Annotated in this window: 18 protein-coding genes; 16 read left to right on the forward strand and 2 right to left on the reverse strand. The window is 72.4% G+C overall.

Annotated features, from left to right (window positions below; translation table 11 throughout):
* Window positions 1-71 precede the first annotated feature (71 nt).
* The 3 genes from FIV43_RS18090 to FIV43_RS18100 are packed head-to-tail and all read left to right on the forward strand — an operon-like array spanning window position 72 to window position 3,111.
* On the forward strand, window positions 72-1,187 hold the full coding sequence (locus FIV43_RS18090; protein WP_141015255.1) for an NAD(P)H-dependent amine dehydrogenase family protein: 1,116 nt from the start codon (window positions 72-74) through the stop codon (window positions 1,185-1,187).
* A complete protein-coding gene (locus FIV43_RS18095) occupies window positions 1,184-2,002 on the forward strand; it encodes an SDR family oxidoreductase (RefSeq protein ID WP_141015256.1) in 819 nt (272 codons plus the stop codon). The genes FIV43_RS18090 and FIV43_RS18095 overlap by 4 nt, the downstream gene beginning before the upstream one ends.
* On the forward strand, window positions 1,999-3,111 hold the full coding sequence (locus tag FIV43_RS18100; protein WP_141015257.1) for an MBL fold metallo-hydrolase: 1,113 nt from the start codon (window positions 1,999-2,001) through the stop codon (window positions 3,109-3,111). The genes FIV43_RS18095 and FIV43_RS18100 overlap by 4 nt, the downstream gene beginning before the upstream one ends.
* A 49-nt stretch (window positions 3,112-3,160) precedes the next feature.
* Here the strand turns inward: FIV43_RS18100 and FIV43_RS18105 are convergent, their stop codons facing one another.
* Window positions 3,161-3,685, reverse strand: coding sequence for a GNAT family N-acetyltransferase (locus FIV43_RS18105; RefSeq protein ID WP_181407578.1), 525 nt, complete (start codon window positions 3,683-3,685; stop codon window positions 3,161-3,163).
* Window positions 3,686-3,848: 163 nt separating this feature from the next.
* On the opposite strand from FIV43_RS18105, the gene FIV43_RS22835 reads away from it, so the two are divergent.
* From FIV43_RS22835 to FIV43_RS18135, 7 genes are all read left to right on the forward strand, one after another.
* A complete protein-coding gene (locus FIV43_RS22835) occupies window positions 3,849-4,403 on the forward strand; it encodes a type 2 periplasmic-binding domain-containing protein (protein ID WP_231124001.1) in 555 nt (184 codons plus the stop codon).
* The gene (locus FIV43_RS22840) at window positions 4,316-4,960 is read left to right on the forward strand and encodes a thiamine ABC transporter substrate-binding protein (protein ID WP_231123979.1); all 645 of its coding nucleotides are present in this window, start codon (window positions 4,316-4,318) and stop codon (window positions 4,958-4,960) included. Before FIV43_RS22835 ends, FIV43_RS22840 begins: the two co-directional genes overlap by 88 nt.
* Window positions 4,961-4,985: 25 nt before the next feature.
* Window positions 4,986-6,695, forward strand: coding sequence for an ABC transporter permease (locus tag FIV43_RS18115; RefSeq protein WP_141015258.1), 1,710 nt, complete (start codon window positions 4,986-4,988; stop codon window positions 6,693-6,695).
* 9 nt (window positions 6,696-6,704) lie between these two features.
* Window positions 6,705-7,682 (forward strand): ABC transporter ATP-binding protein, encoded by a 978-nt coding sequence (locus FIV43_RS18120; RefSeq protein WP_141015259.1) that lies wholly within the window; start codon window positions 6,705-6,707, stop codon window positions 7,680-7,682.
* Window positions 7,683-7,718: 36 nt separating this feature from the next.
* Window positions 7,719-8,912, forward strand: coding sequence for a phosphatase PAP2 family protein (locus tag FIV43_RS18125; RefSeq protein ID WP_231123508.1), 1,194 nt, complete (start codon window positions 7,719-7,721; stop codon window positions 8,910-8,912).
* Window positions 8,913-9,174: 262 nt separating this feature from the next.
* Window positions 9,175-10,485 carry a C40 family peptidase gene (locus FIV43_RS18130; protein ID WP_141015260.1) on the forward strand — a complete coding sequence of 437 codons (1,311 nt, stop codon included), beginning with the start codon at window positions 9,175-9,177 and terminating at the stop codon, window positions 10,483-10,485.
* Window positions 10,486-10,520: 35 nt separating this feature from the next.
* Entirely contained in the window at window positions 10,521-12,527 is a 2,007-nt protein-coding gene (locus tag FIV43_RS18135) for an acyl-CoA dehydrogenase family protein (RefSeq protein WP_141015261.1), read from the forward strand.
* 240 nt (window positions 12,528-12,767) lie between these two features.
* On the opposite strand, the gene FIV43_RS18140 is transcribed toward FIV43_RS18135, so the two are convergent.
* Window positions 12,768-13,256, reverse strand: a complete 489-nt coding sequence (locus FIV43_RS18140; protein ID WP_141016051.1) for an inorganic diphosphatase — start codon at window positions 13,254-13,256, stop codon at window positions 12,768-12,770.
* Between the two features lie 124 nt (window positions 13,257-13,380).
* Between FIV43_RS18140 and dacB the strand changes: the two genes are divergently transcribed.
* From dacB to folE, 6 genes are all read left to right on the forward strand, one after another.
* The gene (gene dacB / locus FIV43_RS18145; RefSeq protein WP_141015262.1) at window positions 13,381-14,862 is read left to right on the forward strand and encodes a D-alanyl-D-alanine carboxypeptidase/D-alanyl-D-alanine endopeptidase; all 1,482 of its coding nucleotides are present in this window, start codon (window positions 13,381-13,383) and stop codon (window positions 14,860-14,862) included.
* 37 nt (window positions 14,863-14,899) lie between these two features.
* A complete protein-coding gene (locus FIV43_RS18150; RefSeq protein WP_231123509.1) occupies window positions 14,900-15,958 on the forward strand; it encodes a zinc-dependent metalloprotease in 1,059 nt (352 codons plus the stop codon).
* 11 nt (window positions 15,959-15,969) lie between these two features.
* Window positions 15,970-16,962, forward strand: coding sequence for a tRNA lysidine(34) synthetase TilS (tilS, locus tag FIV43_RS18155; protein ID WP_141015263.1), 993 nt, complete (start codon window positions 15,970-15,972; stop codon window positions 16,960-16,962).
* Between the two features lie 44 nt (window positions 16,963-17,006).
* Window positions 17,007-17,558 carry a hypoxanthine phosphoribosyltransferase gene (gene hpt, locus FIV43_RS18160; RefSeq protein ID WP_141015264.1) on the forward strand — a complete coding sequence of 184 codons (552 nt, stop codon included), beginning with the start codon at window positions 17,007-17,009 and terminating at the stop codon, window positions 17,556-17,558.
* 151 nt (window positions 17,559-17,709) lie between these two features.
* Window positions 17,710-19,779, forward strand: coding sequence for an ATP-dependent zinc metalloprotease FtsH (gene ftsH / locus FIV43_RS18165; RefSeq protein WP_141015265.1), 2,070 nt, complete (start codon window positions 17,710-17,712; stop codon window positions 19,777-19,779).
* Between the two features lie 51 nt (window positions 19,780-19,830).
* The gene (gene folE, locus FIV43_RS18170; RefSeq protein WP_269204086.1) at window positions 19,831-20,400 is read left to right on the forward strand and encodes a GTP cyclohydrolase I FolE; all 570 of its coding nucleotides are present in this window, start codon (window positions 19,831-19,833) and stop codon (window positions 20,398-20,400) included.
* The last annotated feature ends 66 nt before the right edge of the window (window positions 20,401-20,466 follow it).

A 20,466-nucleotide genomic window follows, 5' to 3' on the forward strand; every position in this document is an offset into this window, starting at 1 on the left:
TCGGGCCCACGCCGACCCCGGCAAGCCCGGCGCCCTGGTCAAGAAGTAGAACTTGTTCTACGTTGAGGCGCATGTCTCAGGTGATCCCGTCCCAGCCGCTGCGCGTCGTCGTGTGGTCCACCGGAACCGTCGGCCGGCATGCGATCGCCGGCATCGACGCCCACCCCGACCTGGAGCTGGTCGGGGTCTGGACCTCCACCCCGGACAAGGCGGGCCGGGACGCCGGCGAGCTCGCCGGGCTGGGCCGCGAGCTCGGCGTGACGGCCACCACCGACCGCGACGCGCTGGTGGCGCTGAAGCCGGACTGCGTCGTGCACACGGCGATGACCGACGACCGGCTCTTCGAGTCCATCGAGGACCTCACCGGACTGATCCGGGACGGCGTCAACGTGGTCTCGTCCGGACCGGTGATCCTGGTGCACGCGCACGGCGCGCTGCCCGAGGAGATGATCGCCGGCATCGACGCCGCCGGGCGCGAGGGCGGTGCCAGCCTGCACGTCAACGGGATCGACCCCGGCTTCGCCAACGACCTGCTGCCGCTGGTGATGACGTCGCTGTCGCAGCGGATCGAGCACGTCAAGGTCAGCGAGATCGCCGACTACTCCACCTACTACCAGCCGGTGGTGATGCGCGACCTCTTCGGCTTCGGGCAACCGATGGACTTCGAGGCGCTGCTCTGGCAGTCGGGGATCCTCTCCACCGGGTGGGGGCCGGTGGTCCGGGTGATCGCCGCCGGACTGGGCGTCACCCTCGACGAGCCGCTGGTGGAGAAGGTGGAGCGCCGGCCCGCGCCGCGGCCGGTCGAGACGGTGTCGGTCGACATCGCCGAGGGCACCCAGGGGTCGGTGCTGTTCCAGGTGGTCGGCACCGTCGACGGAGAGCCGCGGATCACCCTCGAGCACGTCACCCGCACCGACGCGGCGACCGACGACGACTGGCCCCGCCCGCACGAGGGCGACGGGTGCTACCGGATCGAGATCACCGGGGAGCCGGTGATGAAGGTCGAGTTCAGCCACCACGGCGCCGACGGCGACCACAACGTGTCCGGGATGATCGTCACCGCGCAGCGCCTGATCAACGCGATCCCGGCCGTGGTCGCCGCCGAACCCGGGCTGGTCTCGCCGATCGACCTCCCGCTGGTCACCGGCCGGGGCCTGGTCACCGGCGCGAGGGCCGGTGCCCGATGAGCGTCCTCGACCGCTTCCTGCTCACCGACCACGTCGCCGTGGTCACCGGCGCCGGGCGCGGGATCGGCGCGGCCACCGCCGTCGCCCTCGCCGAGGCGGGTGCCGACGTGCTGGTCTCCGCGCGGACCGCGACCCAGCTCGAGGCCGTGGCCGAGCGGGTGCGGGCCGCGGGGCGCCGGGCCGTCGTCGTACCGGCGGACCTGGCGGACACCGACGCGGTCGCGGACCTCGCCCGGGCCGCGTACGACGCCTTCGGGCGGCTCGACATCGTGGTCAACAACGTCGGCGGGACGATCCCGAACGCCTTCCTCGACACCGACGTCGCCTACCTGGAGGAGTCGTTCCACTTCAACGTCTCCACCGCGCACGCGCTGAGCCGGGCCGCGGTCCCGCTGATGCTCGCCTCGCTCGGCACGGCCGAGGCGCCGCGGCACAAGTCGATCACCTCGATCTCCTCGATGATGGGGCGCACCGCGGACCGCGGCTACCTGGCCTACGGGACCGCCAAGGCGGCGCTGGCGCACTGGTCGCGGCTGGCCGCCGCGGACCTGGCGCCGAGCATCCGGGTGAACGGGATCTTCGTCGGCTCGGTGATGACCAGCGCGCTGGAGTTCGTCGCCGGGGTGCCGGAGACCAGGGCGGAGATGGAGGACAAGACGCCGCTCGGCCGGATCGGTGAGGCGGAGGACATCGCGGCGGGCGTCGTCTACCTCTCCTCGGCCGCCGGGAAGTACGTCACCGGCAAGCTGCTCGAGATCGATGGCGGGATCCAGGCGCCCAACCTCGATCTGCGGCTGCCAGACTTGCAGCCGTGAGCCAGACCAACGAGAGCACGAAGCGGCAGGGGAGCGGGGTCAGCACCGGCAAGGCGATCTCGCCCGACAGTGGCGAGCACTGGGCCAACGAGGGAGCCTGGAAGGTCGCCGACGGCATCCACCGGATCCCGCTTCCGCTGCCGATGGACGCCCTCAAGGCGGTCAACGTCTACGCCATCGAGGGCGACGACGGACTCACCCTGGTCGACGGCGGCTGGGCCATCCCCCAGGCCCGCGAGATCCTGGACCGCTGCCTGCGCAGCGTCGGCTCCGGGTTCGGCGACATCAAGCGCTTCCTGGTCACCCACGTGCACCGCGACCACTACACGATGGCCCGGGTGCTGGGCACCGAGGTCGGCGCGGACGTGGCGCTCGGGATCGAGGAGAAGCCGGCCCTGGAGCTGCTGCACGACGCCAGCGTCGGTGGGATCGAGGAGAGCCCGTTCCTCTCCGTGCTGCGGACGGCGGGTGCCGCCGAGGTCGCCGCGCTGTGGGGCGAGGGCGGCCCGGGCGATCTCCCGAAGTCGACGGACTGGGCGTTCCCGGACACCTGGATCGAGGGCGACCGGACGTTCACCGTCGGCGCTCGCACCCTGGACGCGGTGCACACGCCGGGCCACACCCCCGGCCACTACGTCTTCGCCGAGCAGGCCGAGGGCGTCCTCTTCTCCGGCGACCACGTGCTGCCCACGATCACCCCGTCGATCGGGTTCACCGTGCCCGCCTCCGAGCAGCCGCTCGGCGAGTTCATGGCCTCGCTGGCCCGGGTCCGCCACCTGCCGGACCTGCGCATCCTGCCCGCGCACGGCCCGGTCGCCCCGTCCACCCACCAGCGGGTGGACGAGCTGCTCGACCACCACGAGCAGCGGCTCGACGAGTGCCTGACCTCGCTGCGATCGCGGGGCAGGGCGACGGCGCACGGCGTGGCCGGAGACCTCGGCTGGACCCGGCACGAGCACGCCTACGACACCCTCGACCCGTTCAGCATGGGCATGGCGGCGATGGAGACCAAGGCGCACCTGGAGCTGCTCGAGGCCCGCGGGTTGGCCACCAGCGAGGACCACTCCGACGGGATCGTCTTCGCGCCGGTGGAGCCCGCTCGGGGCTGACCCGGCCGTCGCCGAGGAGCTGCCACCGGTCCGCCGCCGCGGCGCAGGCTCAGCCGGCGCGGCGCCGCATCGGCGTGTGCGGGATGCCGTCCTCGAGGAACTCCGGCCCGTCCGGGGCGAACCCGAACCCGCGGTAGAAGCCGACCAGCGGCGACTGCGCGTCCAGTACGACGTCCCGCTCGCCCGCCTCGGCGCACACCTGCAGCGATGCCTCCATCAGCGGCGCCGAGAGGCCGCGCCCGCGGGCGGTGCGCGCCAGCGCGACCCGGCCGATCCGCCACACCGCTCCGGTCGGTGTCTCGTCGACCAGCACCCGGGTGCAGCCGGCCAGCGGACGGTCGGCCCCGGCGGGCTGGCTGTCGGTGGGCTGGCTGTCGGTGGGCTGGCTGTCGGTGGACTGGCTGTCGGCGGGGAGGCGGAGCAGCACGTGCACCGTGGTCGGCTCGGTGTCCCGGCCGTCGAGGTCGGGGTAGGGGCAGGCCTGCTCGACGACGAAGACGTCCTGGCGCAGCCGCGCGACGTCGTACAGCTCAGCGACGGTGAGCGCCGCGAACCGGCGCACGGTGATCTCCACCCGGCGCAGGCTAGCGCCCGTCCCGGGGCTAGTGTGGAGGGACAAGACAGGGGAGCACGACCCAGCGTGCTGAGAGTGCGGGCGGACCGTCGGCGGAAGTCGGGTCCAGGGCCGCAGACCCTCCGAACCTGCTCCGGTTAGCACCGGCGAAGGGAGTCCCTCCGTGGCTTCTCATCTCCACCGTCCTGCGCGCCCCCGGCGCCCGATCGCCCTGCTCGGCGCGCTCTGCGGCCTGGCCCTGCTGGGCAGCGGGTGCTCGTTGATCGGCGAGGACGACTCCTCCTCGGGTGGCGGGTCGGCCGGCGACGACCCGGGCACCGGCTCCGGAGAGGTCGTGCTGGTCACCCACGACAGCTTCTCGCTGCCCAAGAGGCTGGTCCGCGCCTTCGAGCAGGAGTCCGGCTACACCCTGGTGCAGAGCCCGGCCGGCGACGGCGGCGAGCTGACCTCCAAGCTGCAGCTGACCGAGGGCGACCCGCTCGGCGACGTGGCGTTCGGGGTGGACAACACCTTCGCCGGGTCGGTCCTCGGCGCCGACGTGTTCGCCCCTACGACGCCGACCTGCCGACCGGCGCCGAGGACCTGGTCCTGCCCGGCGACGACGAGGGCGACGGGCGTGAGCTCACCCCGATCGACACCGGCAACGTCTGCGTCAACGTCGACACCGACTGGTTCGCGGCGGAGGGGCTGGAGCCTCCGGGCTCGCTGGACGACCTGACCGACCCGGCCTACCAGGACCTCTTCGTCACCTCGGGGGCGACCACCAGCACTCCCGGGATGGCCTTCCTGCTCTCCACCATCGGTGCCTACGGCGAGGGGTGGACCGGCTACTGGGAGGACCTGCTGGCCAACGGCGCCAAGGTGGTCAAGGGCTGGGAGGACGCCTACTACGTCGACTTCACCTACTCCGGCGGCGACCGCCCGATCGTGCTCTCCTACGACACCTCCCCGGCGTTCACCGTCGAGGGTGGCGAGAGCAGCACGCGGGCACTCCTCGACACCTGCTTCCGCCAGGTCGAGTACGCCGGCGTGCTGGAGGGCGCGCAGAACCCCGAGGGCGCCCGGGCGGTGGTCGACTGGCTGCTGAGCCCCGCGGTGCAGGCCGCGCTGCCGACCAGCATGTACGTCTTCCCGGTCGACGACGAGGTGGAGCTGCCCGCGGACTGGGCGGCCTTCGCCGCGCAGCCGGACTCCACCGTCGAGGTCACGCCGGAGGAGATCGCGGACCACCGTCGCGAGTGGCTCACCGCGTGGTCGGAGCTCACCAGCCGCTGAGGCGGATCCTGGGGGGAGAGCCCGGATGACACGTCGCCTCACGCTGGTCGCCCTCGCCGCGGTGCCCACCGCGGTGCTGGCCGTCTTCTTCGTGCTGCCGGTGGCCGGCATGGTGCAACGCGGGTTCTTCCCGGACGGCGTCTTCGACCCCGGCGCGGTGATCGAGGTGCTGGGGTGGCCCCGGACCGGCCGGGTGGTGTGGTTCACCGTGTGGACGGCGGCCACCGCGACCGCGGTCGCGTTGCTCGCCGGGCTGCCGGCGGCGTACGTGCTGTATCGGCTGCGGTTCCCCGGGCGGGGCCTGGTCCGGGCCGCGCTCCTGGTGCCGTTCGTGCTGCCGACGGTCGTGGTCGGGATCGCGATCCGCCAGCTGCTGCGGCCCGACGGTCCGCTCGGCGCCCTCGACCTGGACGGGACCCCTGCCGCGATCGTGGCCGGCCTCGCGTTCTTCAACGTGGCCGTGGTGATCCGCACCGTCGGGACGGTCTGGGAGTCGCTGGACCGTCGTCCCGCGGAGGCCGCCGCCGCCCTCGGCGCCGGGCCGTGGCGGGTCTGGTGGACGGTCACCGTCCCGGCGCTGCGGCCGGCCGTGGTGTCGGCGGCCTCCGTGGTCTTCCTCTTCTGTGCCACCGGGTTCGGCGTGGTGCTCACCCTGGGCGGGGTGCGCTACTCCTCGGTGGAGACCGAGATCTACCTGCTCACCACGGGTGCCATCACCGGCAGCCCCGAGCTCAGCGCCGCCGCCGCGCTCTCGCTGGTGCAGCTGGTCTCGGTGGTGGTGCTGCTGGTCGTCGCCGCCCGGCTGCGGCGGGTCCCGGACCCGACGGTACGACGCGTCCCGGCGACGCCGGCCCGTCCGCAGCGGCGCGACCTGCCGGCGATAGCGGCCACCGTGGTGGTGCTGGCCGCGGTGGCGGCGCCGGTGCTCGGCCTGGTGCTCGCCTCGCTCCGTCCCGACGGTGCCTGGTCGCTGGCGGCGTACCGGTCGCTGGGCGGCACCGGGGCCGACGCCGGCGGCGCGGCCGGCGGGGGGCTGCTCCGGGTGCCGGTCACCGAGGCGCTGGGCAACTCGCTGCGGATCGCGCTCGACGCCACCTGGATGTCGCTGACCCTCGGACTCCTGGTCGCCTTCGTGGTCACCCGACGGGTCCGGTCGCGCGGCGGACGCCGGTTGCGGTCGCTCTTCGACGGCCTCTTCATGCTGCCGCTGGGGGTCTCGGCGGTGACGCTCGGCTTCGGCTTCCTGATCACCCTCGACGAACCCCCGTTGGACCTGCGATCCAGCCCGGTGCTGGTGCCGCTGGCCCAGGCGCTGGTGGCGCTGCCGCTGGTGATCCGGGTGCTGATCCCGGTGCTGGCCGGCATCGACGACCGTCAGCGGCAGGCGGCCGCGTCGCTGGGCGCGGGGCCGTGGCGGGTGCTGCGCACCGTCGACCTCGCCGTGCTGTGGCGGCCGGTGCTGGCGGCGGCCGGTTTCGCGTTCGCGGTCTCGCTCGGGGAGTTCGGTGCCACCGCGTTCCTGGTGCGTCCGGAGACGCCGACCCTGCCGGTGGTGATCTTCCGGTTGATCGGCACTCCCGACCCGGCGAACTACAGCGTCGCGATGGCGGCCTCGGTGCTGCTCGCCGCGGTCACCACGGCGGTGATCCTGGCGGTGGAGCGGCTCCGGGTGCCGGGGGTGGGGCACTGTGAGAGCCGGAACGGGACCGGGCGGATCGAAAGCCGCGAGGCGTGAGGAGGACGGATGCTCGAGGTGACCGGGGCCCGCGTGGAGCTCGGCGACACGGTGGCGGTCGACGGCGTCGACCTGCACGTGCCGTCCGGCGAGATCACCGCCGTGCTGGGGCCGTCGGGCTGCGGCAAGTCGACGCTGCTGCGGGCGGTCGCGGGGGTGGAGCCGCTCACCGCGGGTGGTGTCTCCTGGGACGGGGCGGACCTGGCCCGGGTGCCGACCCATCGGCGCGGCTTCGCGCTGATGTTCCAGGACGGCCAGCTCTTCGACCACCTCACCGTGGCGCGCAACGTCGGCTACGGCCTGCGCGGCCGCGGTGCCTCGCCGGCTCGCCGGGAGCGGGTCGCCGAGCTGCTCGACCTGGTCGGTCTGGCCGGCTACGCCGCGCGCCTGCCGCGCACCCTCTCCGGCGGTGAGCGGCAGCGGGTGGCCCTGGCCCGCTGCCTGGCCGCCCGGCCCCGCCTGGTGCTGCTCGACGAGCCGCTCAGCGCGCTGGACGCCGCGCTGCGCGAGCGGCTGGCCACCGACCTGCGCCGCATCCTGCACGAGTCCGGTACGACGGCGCTGCTGGTCACCCACGACCAGCAGGAGGCGTTCGCGGTGGCCGACCGGCTCGCCGTGATGCGCCGCGGCCGGATCGTCCAGGAGGGGAGCACCCGCCAGGTCTGGTCCGCGCCGGTGGACGAGGAGGTGGCGCGGTTCCTCGGGTTCACCCGGGTCTTCGCGGGGGCGGCCGCGACCACGCTCAGCGGCGGGACCGCCCGACGCCTCGCCGTACGACCCTCGGCGCTGCGGGCGGGGGCGGAGGGCGACCTCACCGGCACCGTGGTGGCGGCCACCGCGACGCCGGACGGGACCCGGCTGGTGGTGCAGGTCGACGGGGTGGGGGAGGCCGACGCGGTCGGCCCGGCGGGATGGACGCCGGCGGACGGGGACCCGGTCCGGCTGCGGGTGGAGACGGCCGCGACGGCGCCCCTGGCGGAGGGCTGATCCGGGCGTGTGGGCCGAGGATCTAGAATCCGTCGGGTGTATCGCCGCGCCTATACCGTCCTGATCGGCACTGCCGCGGCAATCTTCGGCGCCGCCTTCTATGTCGCCGTCCGCTACGACCGCCCGTTGGTGGAGCCCGAGGGCAAGCTGCTGGGTCCGTCGTTGAGCTGGCTGCTGGAGCTGTTCGACGCGATGCCGACCAACATCGTGCTCTCCAGCATCGTGTTGCTGATCGACATGTTCTTCCGTGCCTTCTCGATCCTGCTGGCGGCGCTGCTGGTGGACCTGGTGGTGCGCGCCGCCTGGGGACGGGTCTCCGACTCGATCCAACGGGCGCGAGCCGGCGCCGACGCGGAGGAGGAGCCGCGTCCGACGATGAAGGAGCGGGTCCGCGAGCGGTGGCGGACGCACTGGACGCGGGAGCGGATGACGCTGGTCATCCTCGGCACGGTCTGCTTCTACATCACCTACGTCTGCTACCGGAACCTGAAGTCGAGCCTGCCGTTCGTGCGGCCGGATCCGAACGAGCCGGGCAAGGCGCTGCTCTTCGACCGCGAGCTGCACATCATGGACCGGGTCCTCTTCTTCGGCAACGACCCCTCGGACGTGCTGCATGCCATCTTCGGCACCAACATCAGCGCGTTCGTGCTGTCCCAGATCTACCTGACCTACCTCCCGCTGGTGATCCTGCTGGTCGCGGTCTGGCTGGTCTGGTCGCGCACCGTCTCCTACGGCTACTGGTTCGTGACCTCGCAGGTGATCGCCTGGACGCTGGGCACGCTGTCCTACTACCTGCTGCCGACGCTCGGCCCGGGCATCCAGTACCCCTCGGAGTACACCGACCTGGTGCACACGCCCACCGCGGACCTGATGGAGTCGATCACCAGTGGGCGCACAGGGGTGCTCTACGACCCGACGGTCACCGACTCGCTGAACTCGGTGGCCGGCTTCGCCAGCCTGCATGTGGCGATCACCCTGCTCTGGGCGCTGATGGTGCAGTACACGGTGAGGTCGAAGATCCTGCACTGGGTGTTCTGGGTGAACTTCGGGCTCACCGTGATCGCGACGCTCTACTTCGGCTGGCACTACGTCGCCGACGACATCGGCGGTGCCGCGATCGCGATCACCTCCTTCTACCTCGGCGGCATCGCCAGTGGTCAGAAGTTCGACCGTGGGTTGCGCTCGCATCCGACGACCACCACGTCGAAGATCCCGATCAACGCCGACTGACCACGATCGTCGGTGACGCCGATCCGCCCGGCCGGGTGGGTCGGCGTCGGTCGTTTTCGTGGGCGGTGCCCGGTTCGTCGAGAATTACAACCATGTAGTTCGTCAAGGCGACACGCCGGTGTTTTTGAGAAAGTTGGGACGAAATGTTCTTTCTGGGGTGAAAAGTGGCTAGCGTGCCGCGAGTTGCCCTTGGTGAGCCGACGCTGCCGATCGGGTGACCACCCCGCTGGAACCCCATGCCGTCGAACCCCAGGAGCTCCAGGTGCAACAGGCCCAGGTGCCCGCCACCGGACCGCGCCGACCAGCCCGCCGTCGACCGCTCGCGCTCGTCCTCGGCTCGCTCGCGCTCGCCGCCACGACCGCCGTACCGGTCGCGCAGGCAGCCCCCGGCGCCGACCCCGGCCCGACCCGACAGGACGTGCGCGAGGCGCGGCAGGACCAGCAGCAGGCGAGCGACGACGTCGCGTCGGTGAAGGAGGCGCTGGCCACGGCCAACGCCAACGCCGAGAATGCCGCGGTCGCGGCCGCCAAGGCCGCCGAGGCCTACAACGGCGCCCGCTGGAGGGCGCAGGTCGCCCGACGCGACCTCAGGACCGCCGAGGCCGCCTCACGGCGCGCCGACAACCGGCTGGCCGAGCAGCGTGAGACCTACCGGCGGACGCTGGTCGGCACGCTGGGCAGCGACATCGACCTCACCGCGCTCACCGCCGTCTTCGACGCCGACGGCGTCTCGTCGCTGCTGGCCGACGCCACCGCCATCGACACCGTCCAGGGCGCGCTGCAGACCCAGCACGACGACTTCACCGCCGCCGCCGAGGACGCCGAGGACGCCGAGACCGCGGCCGACGAAGCCGCCACGGAGGCGACCGACGCCGCGACCGCCGCACGGGTCGCGCGCGACGAGGCGTCGTCCGCAGCCGCTGCGGCGGCCGACGCCGCGACCAGCACCGCGGCCCGTCAGGACCGTCTGGTCCGGCGCCTGGCGCGACTCCAGGGCGTCACCGTCGCGCTGGTCGAGCAGCGGCAGGAGCGGGCCGAGGAGCGTGCTCGGGCGGAGCAGGACGAGAGCCGCCCGTCGCCCGACCAGGACGTGCCGACCGCTCCGGAGCCCGACCAGGCCACGCCGCAGCCGGAGCCGCAGCCGAGCGACGACCCGACCAACGAGCCCGAGCCCGAGCCCGAGCCCGGTGGCGGCGACACCCCGCCGGCTGCCGGGGGCGCCAGCGCCGCGATCGCCTTCGCCCGTGCCCAGCTCGGCGAGCCCTACCGGTGGGCCGCGGCCGGCCCGTCGGCCTGGGACTGCTCGGGGTTGACGATGGGAGCCTGGCAGGCCGGCGGGAAGTCGCTGCCGCACTACTCCGTCGCACAGTACGACGCCTCCACCCCGATCACGGCGTCCCAGCTGCAGCCCGGCGACCTGGTCTTCTGGAGCGACGGCAGCCCCTCCTCGATCTACCACGTCGCCCTCTACGCCGGGAACGGGATGATCATCCACGCCCCGCGCACCGGGCGTCCGGTGACCGAGGAGTCGATGTACTACTGGCGCACCCCGGACCACTACGCGCGGCCGTGATCCGGCGGTTCCCGGCCGTCCTCTAGGTTTCCTGTATGGCGACCGACGCACCCGCTCCCGTCTCGGACACGACCACCAGCGGCACCACCAGCGGCACGGACGGCCCGGTGCCCACGGTGGACCTCGACGGCCTGCGAGCGGTGCTCGACGGCGAGTACGCCGAGGTCCGGCGCGGGGTGCGGGAGTCGCTGGCGTCGTACGCCTCGGTGCTGACCGATGCCGAGACGATGCCGCGGGATGAGTTCCGCGAGCGGGTCCGCGAGGTGGTCCTGGAGATCGCCGCCACCGGGCAGTCGGCGCTCGGGTTCCCGGTCGAGTACGGCGGCGGCGGCGACCTCGGCGCCTCGATCGCGTCGTTCGAGACACTCGCGTACGGCGACCTCTCGGTGCTGGTCAAGGTGGGTGTGCAGTTCGGTCTGTTCGGCGGAGCGATCCTGCAGCTGGGCACCGAGCGGCACCACGACGCCTACCTCGCCGACATCGTCTCCGGCCGGCTGCTCGGCTGCTTCGCGATGACCGAGACCGGCCACGGCAGCGACGTGCAGTCGCTGGGCACGGTGGCCCGCTACGACGCCGAGACCCGGGAGTTCGTGGTCACCACCGCCGAGCCCGGGGCGAACAAGGACTACATCGGCAACGCCGCCCGGCACGCCCGACTGGCGGTCGTCTTCGCGCAACTCGAGGTGGCCGGGGAGCGGCACGGCGTGCACGCGCTGGTGGTGCCGCTGCGCGACGAGTCCGGCGGGGTGCTGCCCGGCATCCGGATCGAGGACGACGGCGCCAAGATGGGCCTCAACGGCGTCGACAACGGCCGGATCTGGTTCGACGAGGTGCGGGTGCCGCGGGAGGCGCTGCTCAACCGGTTCGCCGACGTCACCGAGGACGGTACCTACACCAGCGAGATCGAGAGCTCCGGCCGCCGGTTCTTCACCATGCTCGGCACCCTGATCCAGGGGCGGGTGAGCGTCGGCGGTGCCGGGATCAGTGCTTCCAAGGTGGCGCTCACGATCGCGGTCGAGTACGCGTTGAAGCGCCGCCAGTTCCAGGCCTCCGACGACGCTCCGGAGGAGCTGCTGCTCGACTACGGGATGCACCAGCGCCGGCTGCTGCCGCTGCTGGCGCGCACCTACGGTCTGCACTTCGCCCAGGAGGTGCTGGTCTCCCGGCTGGACGAGGTCTTCTCCGGGGCGAGCACGGACGAGGCGACCCGCAAGATGCTGGAGTCGCGGGCCGCCGGCACCAAGGCGCTGGCCACCTGGCACGCCACCCGCACCATCCAGGAGTGTCGTGAGGCATGCGGCGGCGCGGGCTACCTCGCCGAGAACCGGTTCGCCGCGCTGAAGGCGGACACCGATGTGTTCACCACCTTCGAGGGCGACAACCACGTGCTGCTCCAGCTCGTGGCGAAGGGCCTGCTCACCGACTATGCCAGCGACTTCTCCGACCTGGACCAGATCGGGATGGTGCGGTTCGTGGCCGGCCTCGCCGTGGAGACGGTGCTGGAGCGCACCCGGGTGCACCGGCTGCTGGAGCAGATCAAGGACGCCCTGCCCGGCGGCAACGACAGCTGGGACGACGACGCGGGCCTGCTGGACCCCGACTACCACCTGGCGATGTACCGGTTCCGCGAGGAGCACCTGATCGGCGGGGTCGCCCGGCGGCTCAAGCGCGGCGTGGACGCCGGGATGGACGCCGGCCAGGTCTTCTCCCAGGTCCAGGACCACGTCATCGCCGCCGCCCGCGCCCACGTGGAGCGGCTGGCGCTGGAGGCGTTCACGGAGAAGGTGGCCGCGCAGCCCGACGGTCCGGTCAAGGACACCCTGAACCTGCTCTGCGACCTGCACGCCCTCTCCGGGATCGAGGCGGACCGGGCGTGGTTCATCGAGCATGGTCGGCTCACCGTGCAGCGCTCCAAGGCGATCACCCGCGAGGTCGGCGTGCTGTGCCGCCGGGTGCGTCCGATCGCCGGCGACCTGGTGGCCGCGTTCGACGTACCGCGGCCGCTGCTGCGGGCGGAGGCGTTGATCGGCGACGGCGCCTGAGGTTCGGACGGAGCCGGGACGCGGAGCCGGACCCTCGGCGGGACTCCTGGCACCGGAACGGGCGCCGGATGGTGCTCGACCGCCGGCGGGCGGGGACTTGTCGGCCGAAACCCGCACGACACGCCGTGGTTGTCCGGCGTGTCGTGCGGGTTTCCCCGGCTGACCGGTGAAACCCGCACCCCCAGGTACGCCGAAGGGCCGGCCCCCACGGGACCGGCCCTCGCCGCAGTCAGCCTCGGATCAGTGCCCGGAGGTCTTGAACCGCTCGAACGAGGCGTTGATCTCGGCCTCGGCGTCGGTGCGACCGACCCAGTCGGCGCCCTCGACGGACTTGCCGGGCTCGAGGTCCTTGTAGACCTCGAAGAAGTGCTGGATCTCCAGGCGGTCGAAGTTCGGGACGTGGTTGATGTCGCGCAGGTGCTCCATCCGCGGGTCGCCCGCGGGGACGCACAGGACCTTGTCGTCGCCGCCGGCCTCGTCGGTCATCCGGAACATGCCGATCGCGCGGCACTTGATCAGGCAGCCCGGGAAGGTCGGCTCCTGCAGCAGGACCAGCGCGTCGAGCGGGTCGCCGTCCTGGCCGAGGGTGTCCTCGATGTAGCCGTAGTCGGCGGGGTACATGGTCGAGGTGAACAGGAAGCGGTCCAGACGCATCCGACCGGTCTCGTGGTCGACCTCGTACTTGTTGCGGCTCCCCTTGGGGATCTCCACGAGGACATCGAACTCCAGCACGTACTTCCTCCACACTCTTTGATCTGCGCCGGGTCGGCGCCCCGCCTTGGATGGGCGCCGCCATTGTCGCGCACAATGGCCCCGACCGTGCAGTCGAGACAAAGTATCGTCAGGGGTAATAGTGGCCGACCGGCGCCAGAAGCACGAGGGGAGCCCCCTGCGTCGGGTGCTGGCCACCCTCGTCGTGATCGCTCTGGTCGCCGGTGGCGTGACCGCCTGGCGGACCGGCTGGGCCGAGGAGCAGTGGGACTCCTGGCGCGGCGAGGACACCACCGCGCAGACCGATCCGGCCGCGGTGGAGCCGCCACCGGAGGTGGACGCGCCGGCCGTCGTGGAGCCGGCGGCGGTGGCCGCTCCCGCCGACGGTGCGGCCGCGCTGCGCGCCACCGCGATCGACCGCGCGATCACCTCCCACCTCGACGACAAGGACCTCGGGCGGCACGTGCTGGCCGCGGTGGCCCCGCTGGAGACCGACGACTGGGCCTTCGAACGCATCGAGGGGGCGGACCTGGCGATCCCGGCGTCGACCACCAAGGTGGTCACCTCGACCGCCGCGCTCTTCCTGCTCGGCGCCGACCACGAGTTCAGCACCACCGCGGTCGTCTCCGCCGGCGCGAAGCAGCCGGTGCTCACCCTGATCGGTGGTGGCGACCCGTACCTGCTCGCCGCGCAGCCGGCCGAGACCAGCCCCACCTCCACCTTCGTCCCGCCGAAGGCCGACCTGACCACCCTGGCCACCCGGACCGCGCGCGCACTGAAGCGGGACGGGACGACGACGGTCCGCGTCACCTACGACGACACGCTCTTCACCGGCCCGTCCGTCAACCCGACCTGGGAGGCGGACTACATCCCGGACGGCGTGGTCTCGCCGATCACCTCGCTCTGGGTCGACGAGGGCCGCGACCCCTCCGGGTACGGCCGGGTGGCCGACCCCTCGGCCACCGCCGCCTCCGCGTTCGCGCAGGCCCTGCGGGACCAGGGCATCGGGGTCAACGGCACCCCGTCCCGCGCGAGTGCCCCGGACCGGGCGCGCCAGGTCGCCGAGGTGCGCAGCGCACCGCTCGCCCAGATCGTGCAGCGGCTGCTCGAGGTGAGCGACAACGAGGCGACCGAGGTGCTGTTGCGCCACGTCGGCATCGCCCAGACCGGCGACGGCTCGTTCACCGGCGGGCAGGACGGCGTCAAGGCGGTGCTCCGGGCCAACGGCGTCGACATGGCCGGCAGCGTCCTGTACGACGGCAGCGGGCTGTCCCGGCAGAACCGGATGTCGCCGCGGCTGCTGGTCGACGTGCTGCGCCTGGCCGCCGACGACGACCAGACCGAGCTCTGGCCGGTGCTGAGCAGCCTGCCGGTGGCCGGCTTCACCGGGTCGCTGACCGACCGGATGGATCTCGGCGACCCGGACGGACTGGGCCGGGTGCGGGCCAAGACCGGCACCCTGACCGGGGTCACCTCGCTGGCCGGCATCGCGGTCGACCGGGACGGCGACCTGATGGCCTTCGCGTTGATGGCGGACCGGATCCCCAAGGACAAGGACCTGCTCGCCCGGGTGGCGATGGACAACGCGGCCGCCGCTCTCGGCGCCTGCCGCTGCGCGCGCTGACCCGGGGCTTTGGGAGGCGCGCCCTAGGCTGCACGGCATGAGCGCCGCACCGAGCCAGCCCGCGATGATCGACTGGAAGGTCGCCGTCGCCATCGGAACCCGGATCGCCGGCGAGGGCCCCCAGGTGAGCCGTGCCGAGGCCGAGGCGGCGGTCGCGGAGCTCCGCGCCGACGCCGGACGCTCGACCGGACTGGTGCGGGAGTTCACCGGCCTCGACGCGCCGGACGGCACGGCGCCGGTGCTGGTGGTCGACCGCAGCGGGTGGGTGCGGGCCAACGCGGAGAGCTTCGAGGTGGCCACCCGGCCCCTGGTCGACAAGCTGGCCGACGCGAACCCACCCTCCGGGATGGCGCGGGCGGTGGGGTCCAAGGTCACCGGCGCCGAGGCGGGCGGCCTGCTGGGCTTCATCGCCGGCAAGGTGCTCGGCCAGTTCGACCCGTTCGGCCAGCCCGTCACCGCGCCGAACGGCCGGCTCCTCCTGGTGGCGCCGAACATCGTCCACGTCGAGCGCGAGCTGGGCGTGGACCCGACCGACTTCCGGCTGTGGGTCTGCCTGCACGAGGAGACCCACCGGGTGCAGTTCACCGCGGTCCCCTGGATGCGCGACCACCTGCACCAGATGGTGCAGCGGCTCAGCGACACCGTGGAGCCCTCCTCGCTGCTCGACGGCGGACTGGAGCGGATCCGGGAGGCGCTGGCCTCGGGCCGCGAGGGCGGCAGCATCGTGGAGATCTTCTCCACCCCGGAGCAGCGGGCGCTGATGGACGAGGTCACCGGGATGATGTCGCTGCTGGAGGGCCACGCCGACGTGGTGATGGACGACGTCGGGCCGAGCGTGATCCCGTCGGTCGCACAGATCCGGCGGAAGTTCACCCAGCGTCGTCAGGGCGTCGGCACGCTCGACCGGATCCTGCGCCGGCTGCTCGGGCTGGAGGCCAAGATGGCGCAGTACCGCGACGGCGCGAAGTTCGTCCGCGGCGTGGTCGACACGGTCGGGATGGAACAGTTCAACGCGGTCTGGGCCGGCCCGCAGAACCTGCCCTCGAAGGCGGAGCTCTCCGACCCCGACGGCTGGATCCGTCGGGTCCTGGGCTGAGCCGGCCTCCGGTGGCGCTCCACCCCTCGGTCGCGGCGGTCCGCCTCGGCGTACGACGCAGCCTCGCCGATCTCGGCGCCGGCGACGCGGTGCTGGTGGCCTGCTCCGGCGGGCCGGACTCGCTCGCGCTGCTCGCGGCCACCGTCTTCGAGGCGCGCCGCCCCGGCGTGCGGGTGGTCGGCGCCACCGTCGACCACGGTCTCCAGGACGGCTCCGCGGAGCAGGCCGCACGGGTGGTCGGCCAGATGGCCGGGCTGGGGGTCGACGAGACCGTCGCCGCCCGGGTCGAGGTCGACGCCGGTGGGCTCGGGCCGGAGGCGGCCGCCCGCCGCGCGCGCTACGCCGTACTGGACCAGATGGCCGACCACTTCGGCGCGGCGCAGGTGCTGCTCGGCCACACCCGCGACGACCAGGCCGAGACCGTGCTGCTCGGCCTGGCCCGGGGGTCGGGGGGCCGTTCCCTGGCCGGGATGCGCCGCGGGTTCGACCGCTACCGCCGTCCGCTGCTCGACGTGGCCCGGGACGACACCGTCACCGCCTGCCAGGTCGAGGGCATCGAGTTCTGGGACGACCCGCACAACAGCGACCCCGGCTACACCCGGGTGCGGGTCCGGCAGCGGGTGCTGCCGGTGCTCGAGGCCGAGCTCGGGCCGGGCGTCGCCGCCACCCTGGCCCGGACCGCGGACCAGGTGCGCGACGACGTCGACGCGCTCGACGCGTTGGCCGCCGCCGCGCTCGCCGCGCTGCGCACCGACGTTCCCGACCCGTCGGGCCGAGGGCCGGCGCTGCCGCTGGCCGGCCTGGCCGAGCAGCACCGCGCGATCGCCTCCCGGGTGCTCCGCCTGGCCGCGCTCGAGGCGGGCGCCCGCGACGCGGAGCTGTTCCACGTGCACGTGGCGGCGCTGCTCGACCTGGTCGCCGGCACGATCTCGGGGGAGATCCAGCTGCCGGGTTCGGTCACCGCCCACCGAGACGCTGGTCACCTCCGCTTCCGATCCACCTGACCGGATCTCGTGGCACCCCCCGCAGGTGTGTCACGATGAGGGACATGGATTCCTCGCACGTCGAGAGCGACCTCGTCGAGGTGCTGTTCACCGAGAAGCAGATCCTCGACCGTCTCGGCGAGCTCGCCGCCGACATCGAGCGCGACTACGAGGGCAAGGACCTCGTCGTGGTCGGCGTGCTGCGCGGCGCCGTGATGGTGATGGCCGACCTCTCCCGCGCCCTCGGGCGGCACGTGGAGATGGACTGGATGGCCGTCTCCTCCTACGGGTCGGGCACCAAGTCGTCCGGTGTGGTCCGGATCCTCAAGGACCTGGACGCCGACATCGCCGGTCGCCACGTGGTGATCGTCGACGAGATCATCGACACTGGCCTCACCCTCTCCTGGCTGACCAAGAACCTCGCCTCCCGCGGCCCGGCGAGCGTGGAGATCTGCACGCTGCTGCGCAAGCCCGAGGCGCTGACCATGCCGGTCGAGGCCAAGTACGTCGGCTGGGACATCCCCAACGAGTTCGTGGTCGGCTACGGCCTGGACTACCGGGAGCGGTACCGCAACCTGCGCGACATCGGGACCCTGGCGCCGCACGTCTACTCCTGAGCGCGGCCTGAGAGAACCTTCGCGGCGGAACACCGCAGGTCCGCCGTACGTTCTCCCTCTGGCCGATCACCATGGACCGGCCAGAATGGAGTACGACGACGGCGTGTACCGTCGTCGGATCAATCGTTAGTCGGCGGGAGTGGAAGATTCTGTGAAGCGCGTTTTCAGGGGGCCGGTGCTCTGGATCGTGGTGGCGGTCCTCGCCGTCATCCTGGCACTGGAGTTCCTCGCTTCCGGTAGCGGCCACAAGGAGGTCACCACCTCCCAGCTCGCCGAGTACATCGAGAAGGGCGAGGTCAAGGAGATCACCTTCATCGATGGTGATCAGAAGATCGAGGCCGAGCTCGACGACGGTGTCCGCGACGACACCGACCAGGTGATGGCGTACTACATCGACGGCCAGCAGGAGACGCTGCTCGCCGCCGTCGACGAGCAGGTCGCCGCCGGGGACATCGAGAAGTCGAACTCGACCAACCCGCAGCCCAGCGTGTGGTCCTCGCTGCTGCTGACCCTGCTGCCGTTCGTGCTGATCATCGCCCTGTTCATCTTCCTGATGAACAACGTGCAGGGCGGCGGTCGCGGCGTCATGCAGTTCGGCAAGTCCAAGGCGAAGATGATCACCAAGGACATGCCCAAGACCACCTTCGCCGACGTCGCCGGGTGTGACGAGGCGCTGGAGGAGCTCGGCGAGATCAAGGAGTTCCTCTCCGAGCCGGCCAAGTTCCAGGCGGTGGGCGCCAAGATCCCCAAGGGCGTGCTGCTCTACGGCCCTCCGGGCACCGGCAAGACCCTGCTCGCCCGCGCGGTCGCCGGTGAGGCCGGCGTCCCGTTCTACTCGATCTCCGGCTCGGACTTCGTGGAGATGTTCGTCGGCGTCGGTGCCTCCCGGGTGCGCGACCTGTTCGAGCAGGCCAAGGAGAACGCTCCGGCGATCGTCTTCATCGACGAGATCGACGCGGTCGGTCGCCACCGTGGCGCCGGCATGGGCGGCGGTCACGACGAGCGCGAGCAGACGCTGAACCAGTTGCTCGTCGAGATGGACGGCTTCGACGTGCGCGGCGGCGTGATCCTGATCGCCGCCACCAACCGTCCCGACGTGCTCGACCCCGCGCTGCTGCGACCGGGCCGGTTCGACCGGCAGATCCAGGTGGACGCCCCCGACCTCGCCGGGCGCGAGATGATCCTGCAGGTCCACTCGCGCGGCAAGCCGCTCGCGCCGGAGGTGGACCTGACCTCGGTGGCGCGACGTACCCCGGGCTTCAGCGGAGCCGACCTGGCCAACGTGCTCAACGAGGCCGCGCTCCTCGCCGCGCGCAACGGCGAGAAGGTGATCACCGCCGGCTCGCTGGACGAGGCGATCGACCGGGTGATCGCGGGACCGCAGCGGCGCACCCGACTGATGTCGGAGAAGGAGAAGCTGATCACCGCCTACCACGAGGGCGGCCACGCCCTCGTCGCGGCGGCGCTGCCGGGCACCGACCCGGTCCACAAGATCACGATCCTGCCGCGCGGCCGGGCGCTCGGCTACACCATGGTGCTGCCCGACGAGGACAAGTACTCCCAGACCCGCAGCGAGATGCTGGACAAGCTGGCCTACATGCTCGGCGGCCGGGCGGCCGAGGAGATGGTCTTCCACGACCCGACCACCGGCGCCGGCAACGACATCGAGAAGGCGACCAACGTCGCCCGCGCGATGGTCACCCAGTACGGCATGACCGAGCGGCTCGGCGCGATCAAGCTCGGGGAGTCCAACTCCGAGCCGTTCCTGGGCCGCGACCTCGGCCACTCCCGGAACTACTCCGAGGACGTCGCCGCGATGGTCGACGAGGAGACCAAGCTGCTCCTCGCCCACGCCCACCAGGAGGCCTTCGACATCCTGGAGGACAACCGGGACGTGCTGGACTCGCTCGTCCTCGAGCTCCTGGACAAGGAGACCCTGGACAAGGCCCAGGTGGCCGAGATCTTCACCCCGCTGCGTCGCCGGCCCGAGCGGCCGGCCTGGACCGGGTCGCCCACCCGGATCCCGTCGGCGATCCCGCCGGTGGAGATCCCCGAGGAGATCCGGCGCCGTGCCCTGAACGGCTCCTCGACCAACGGTGTGCGGCCCGACGCCGAGGGCGGCGGGGAGATCCTGACCCCGCCGGGGCCCTCCGGTGACGTCCACGGGGGCCCGCCGGCCCCGCCGAGCGACCCGACGCCGCCGAGTCCGCCCACCGTCTGAGGAGGATCGGTGACCGACCCGATCACGACGCCGGACCGGCCCGCCGCCGACCTGGCGCCGTTCGACCACGACCGCGCCGAGGCCGCCGTACGGGAGCTGCTGGCCGCCATCGGCGAGGACCCGGAGCGCGAAGGCCTGCGGGACACCCCGGCGCGGGTGGCGCGGGCCTACGCCGAGCTCACCGCCGGCCTCCGCCAGGAGCCGGAGGAGGTGCTGACCACCACCTTCGACCTGGGCCACGACGAGATGGTGCTGGTCCGTGACATCGAGCTGTGGTCGATGTGCGAGCACCACCTGGTGCCGTTCACCGGGGTGGCCCACGTGGGCTACATCCCGGCGGCCAGCGGCAAGATCACCGGGCTCTCCAAGCTCGCCCGCCTGGTCGACGTCTACGCCAAGCGTCCGCAGGTCCAGGAGCGGTTGACCACCCAGATCGCCGACGCCCTGGTCGAGATCCTCGACGCGCGCGGCGTGATCGTGGTGATCGAGGCCGAGCACCTCTGCATGACGATGCGCGGCGTCCGCAAGGCCGGCGCCCGCACGATCACCTCGGCGGTGCGGGGGCAGATGCACCAGGCCGCCACCCGCGCCGAGGCGATGGCGCTGATCCACCGCGCCTGATCCGTCACGCCGAGCGTGGCCGGCAGCGACGGGCGATAGGGTCACCGGGTGAGTGATGTGCCGCTG

Origin of the sequence: Nocardioides sambongensis (assembly GCF_006494815.1) — a bacterium.
In the GTDB taxonomy this organism is placed as follows: Bacteria; Actinomycetota; Actinomycetes; order Propionibacteriales; family Nocardioidaceae; genus Nocardioides; species Nocardioides sambongensis.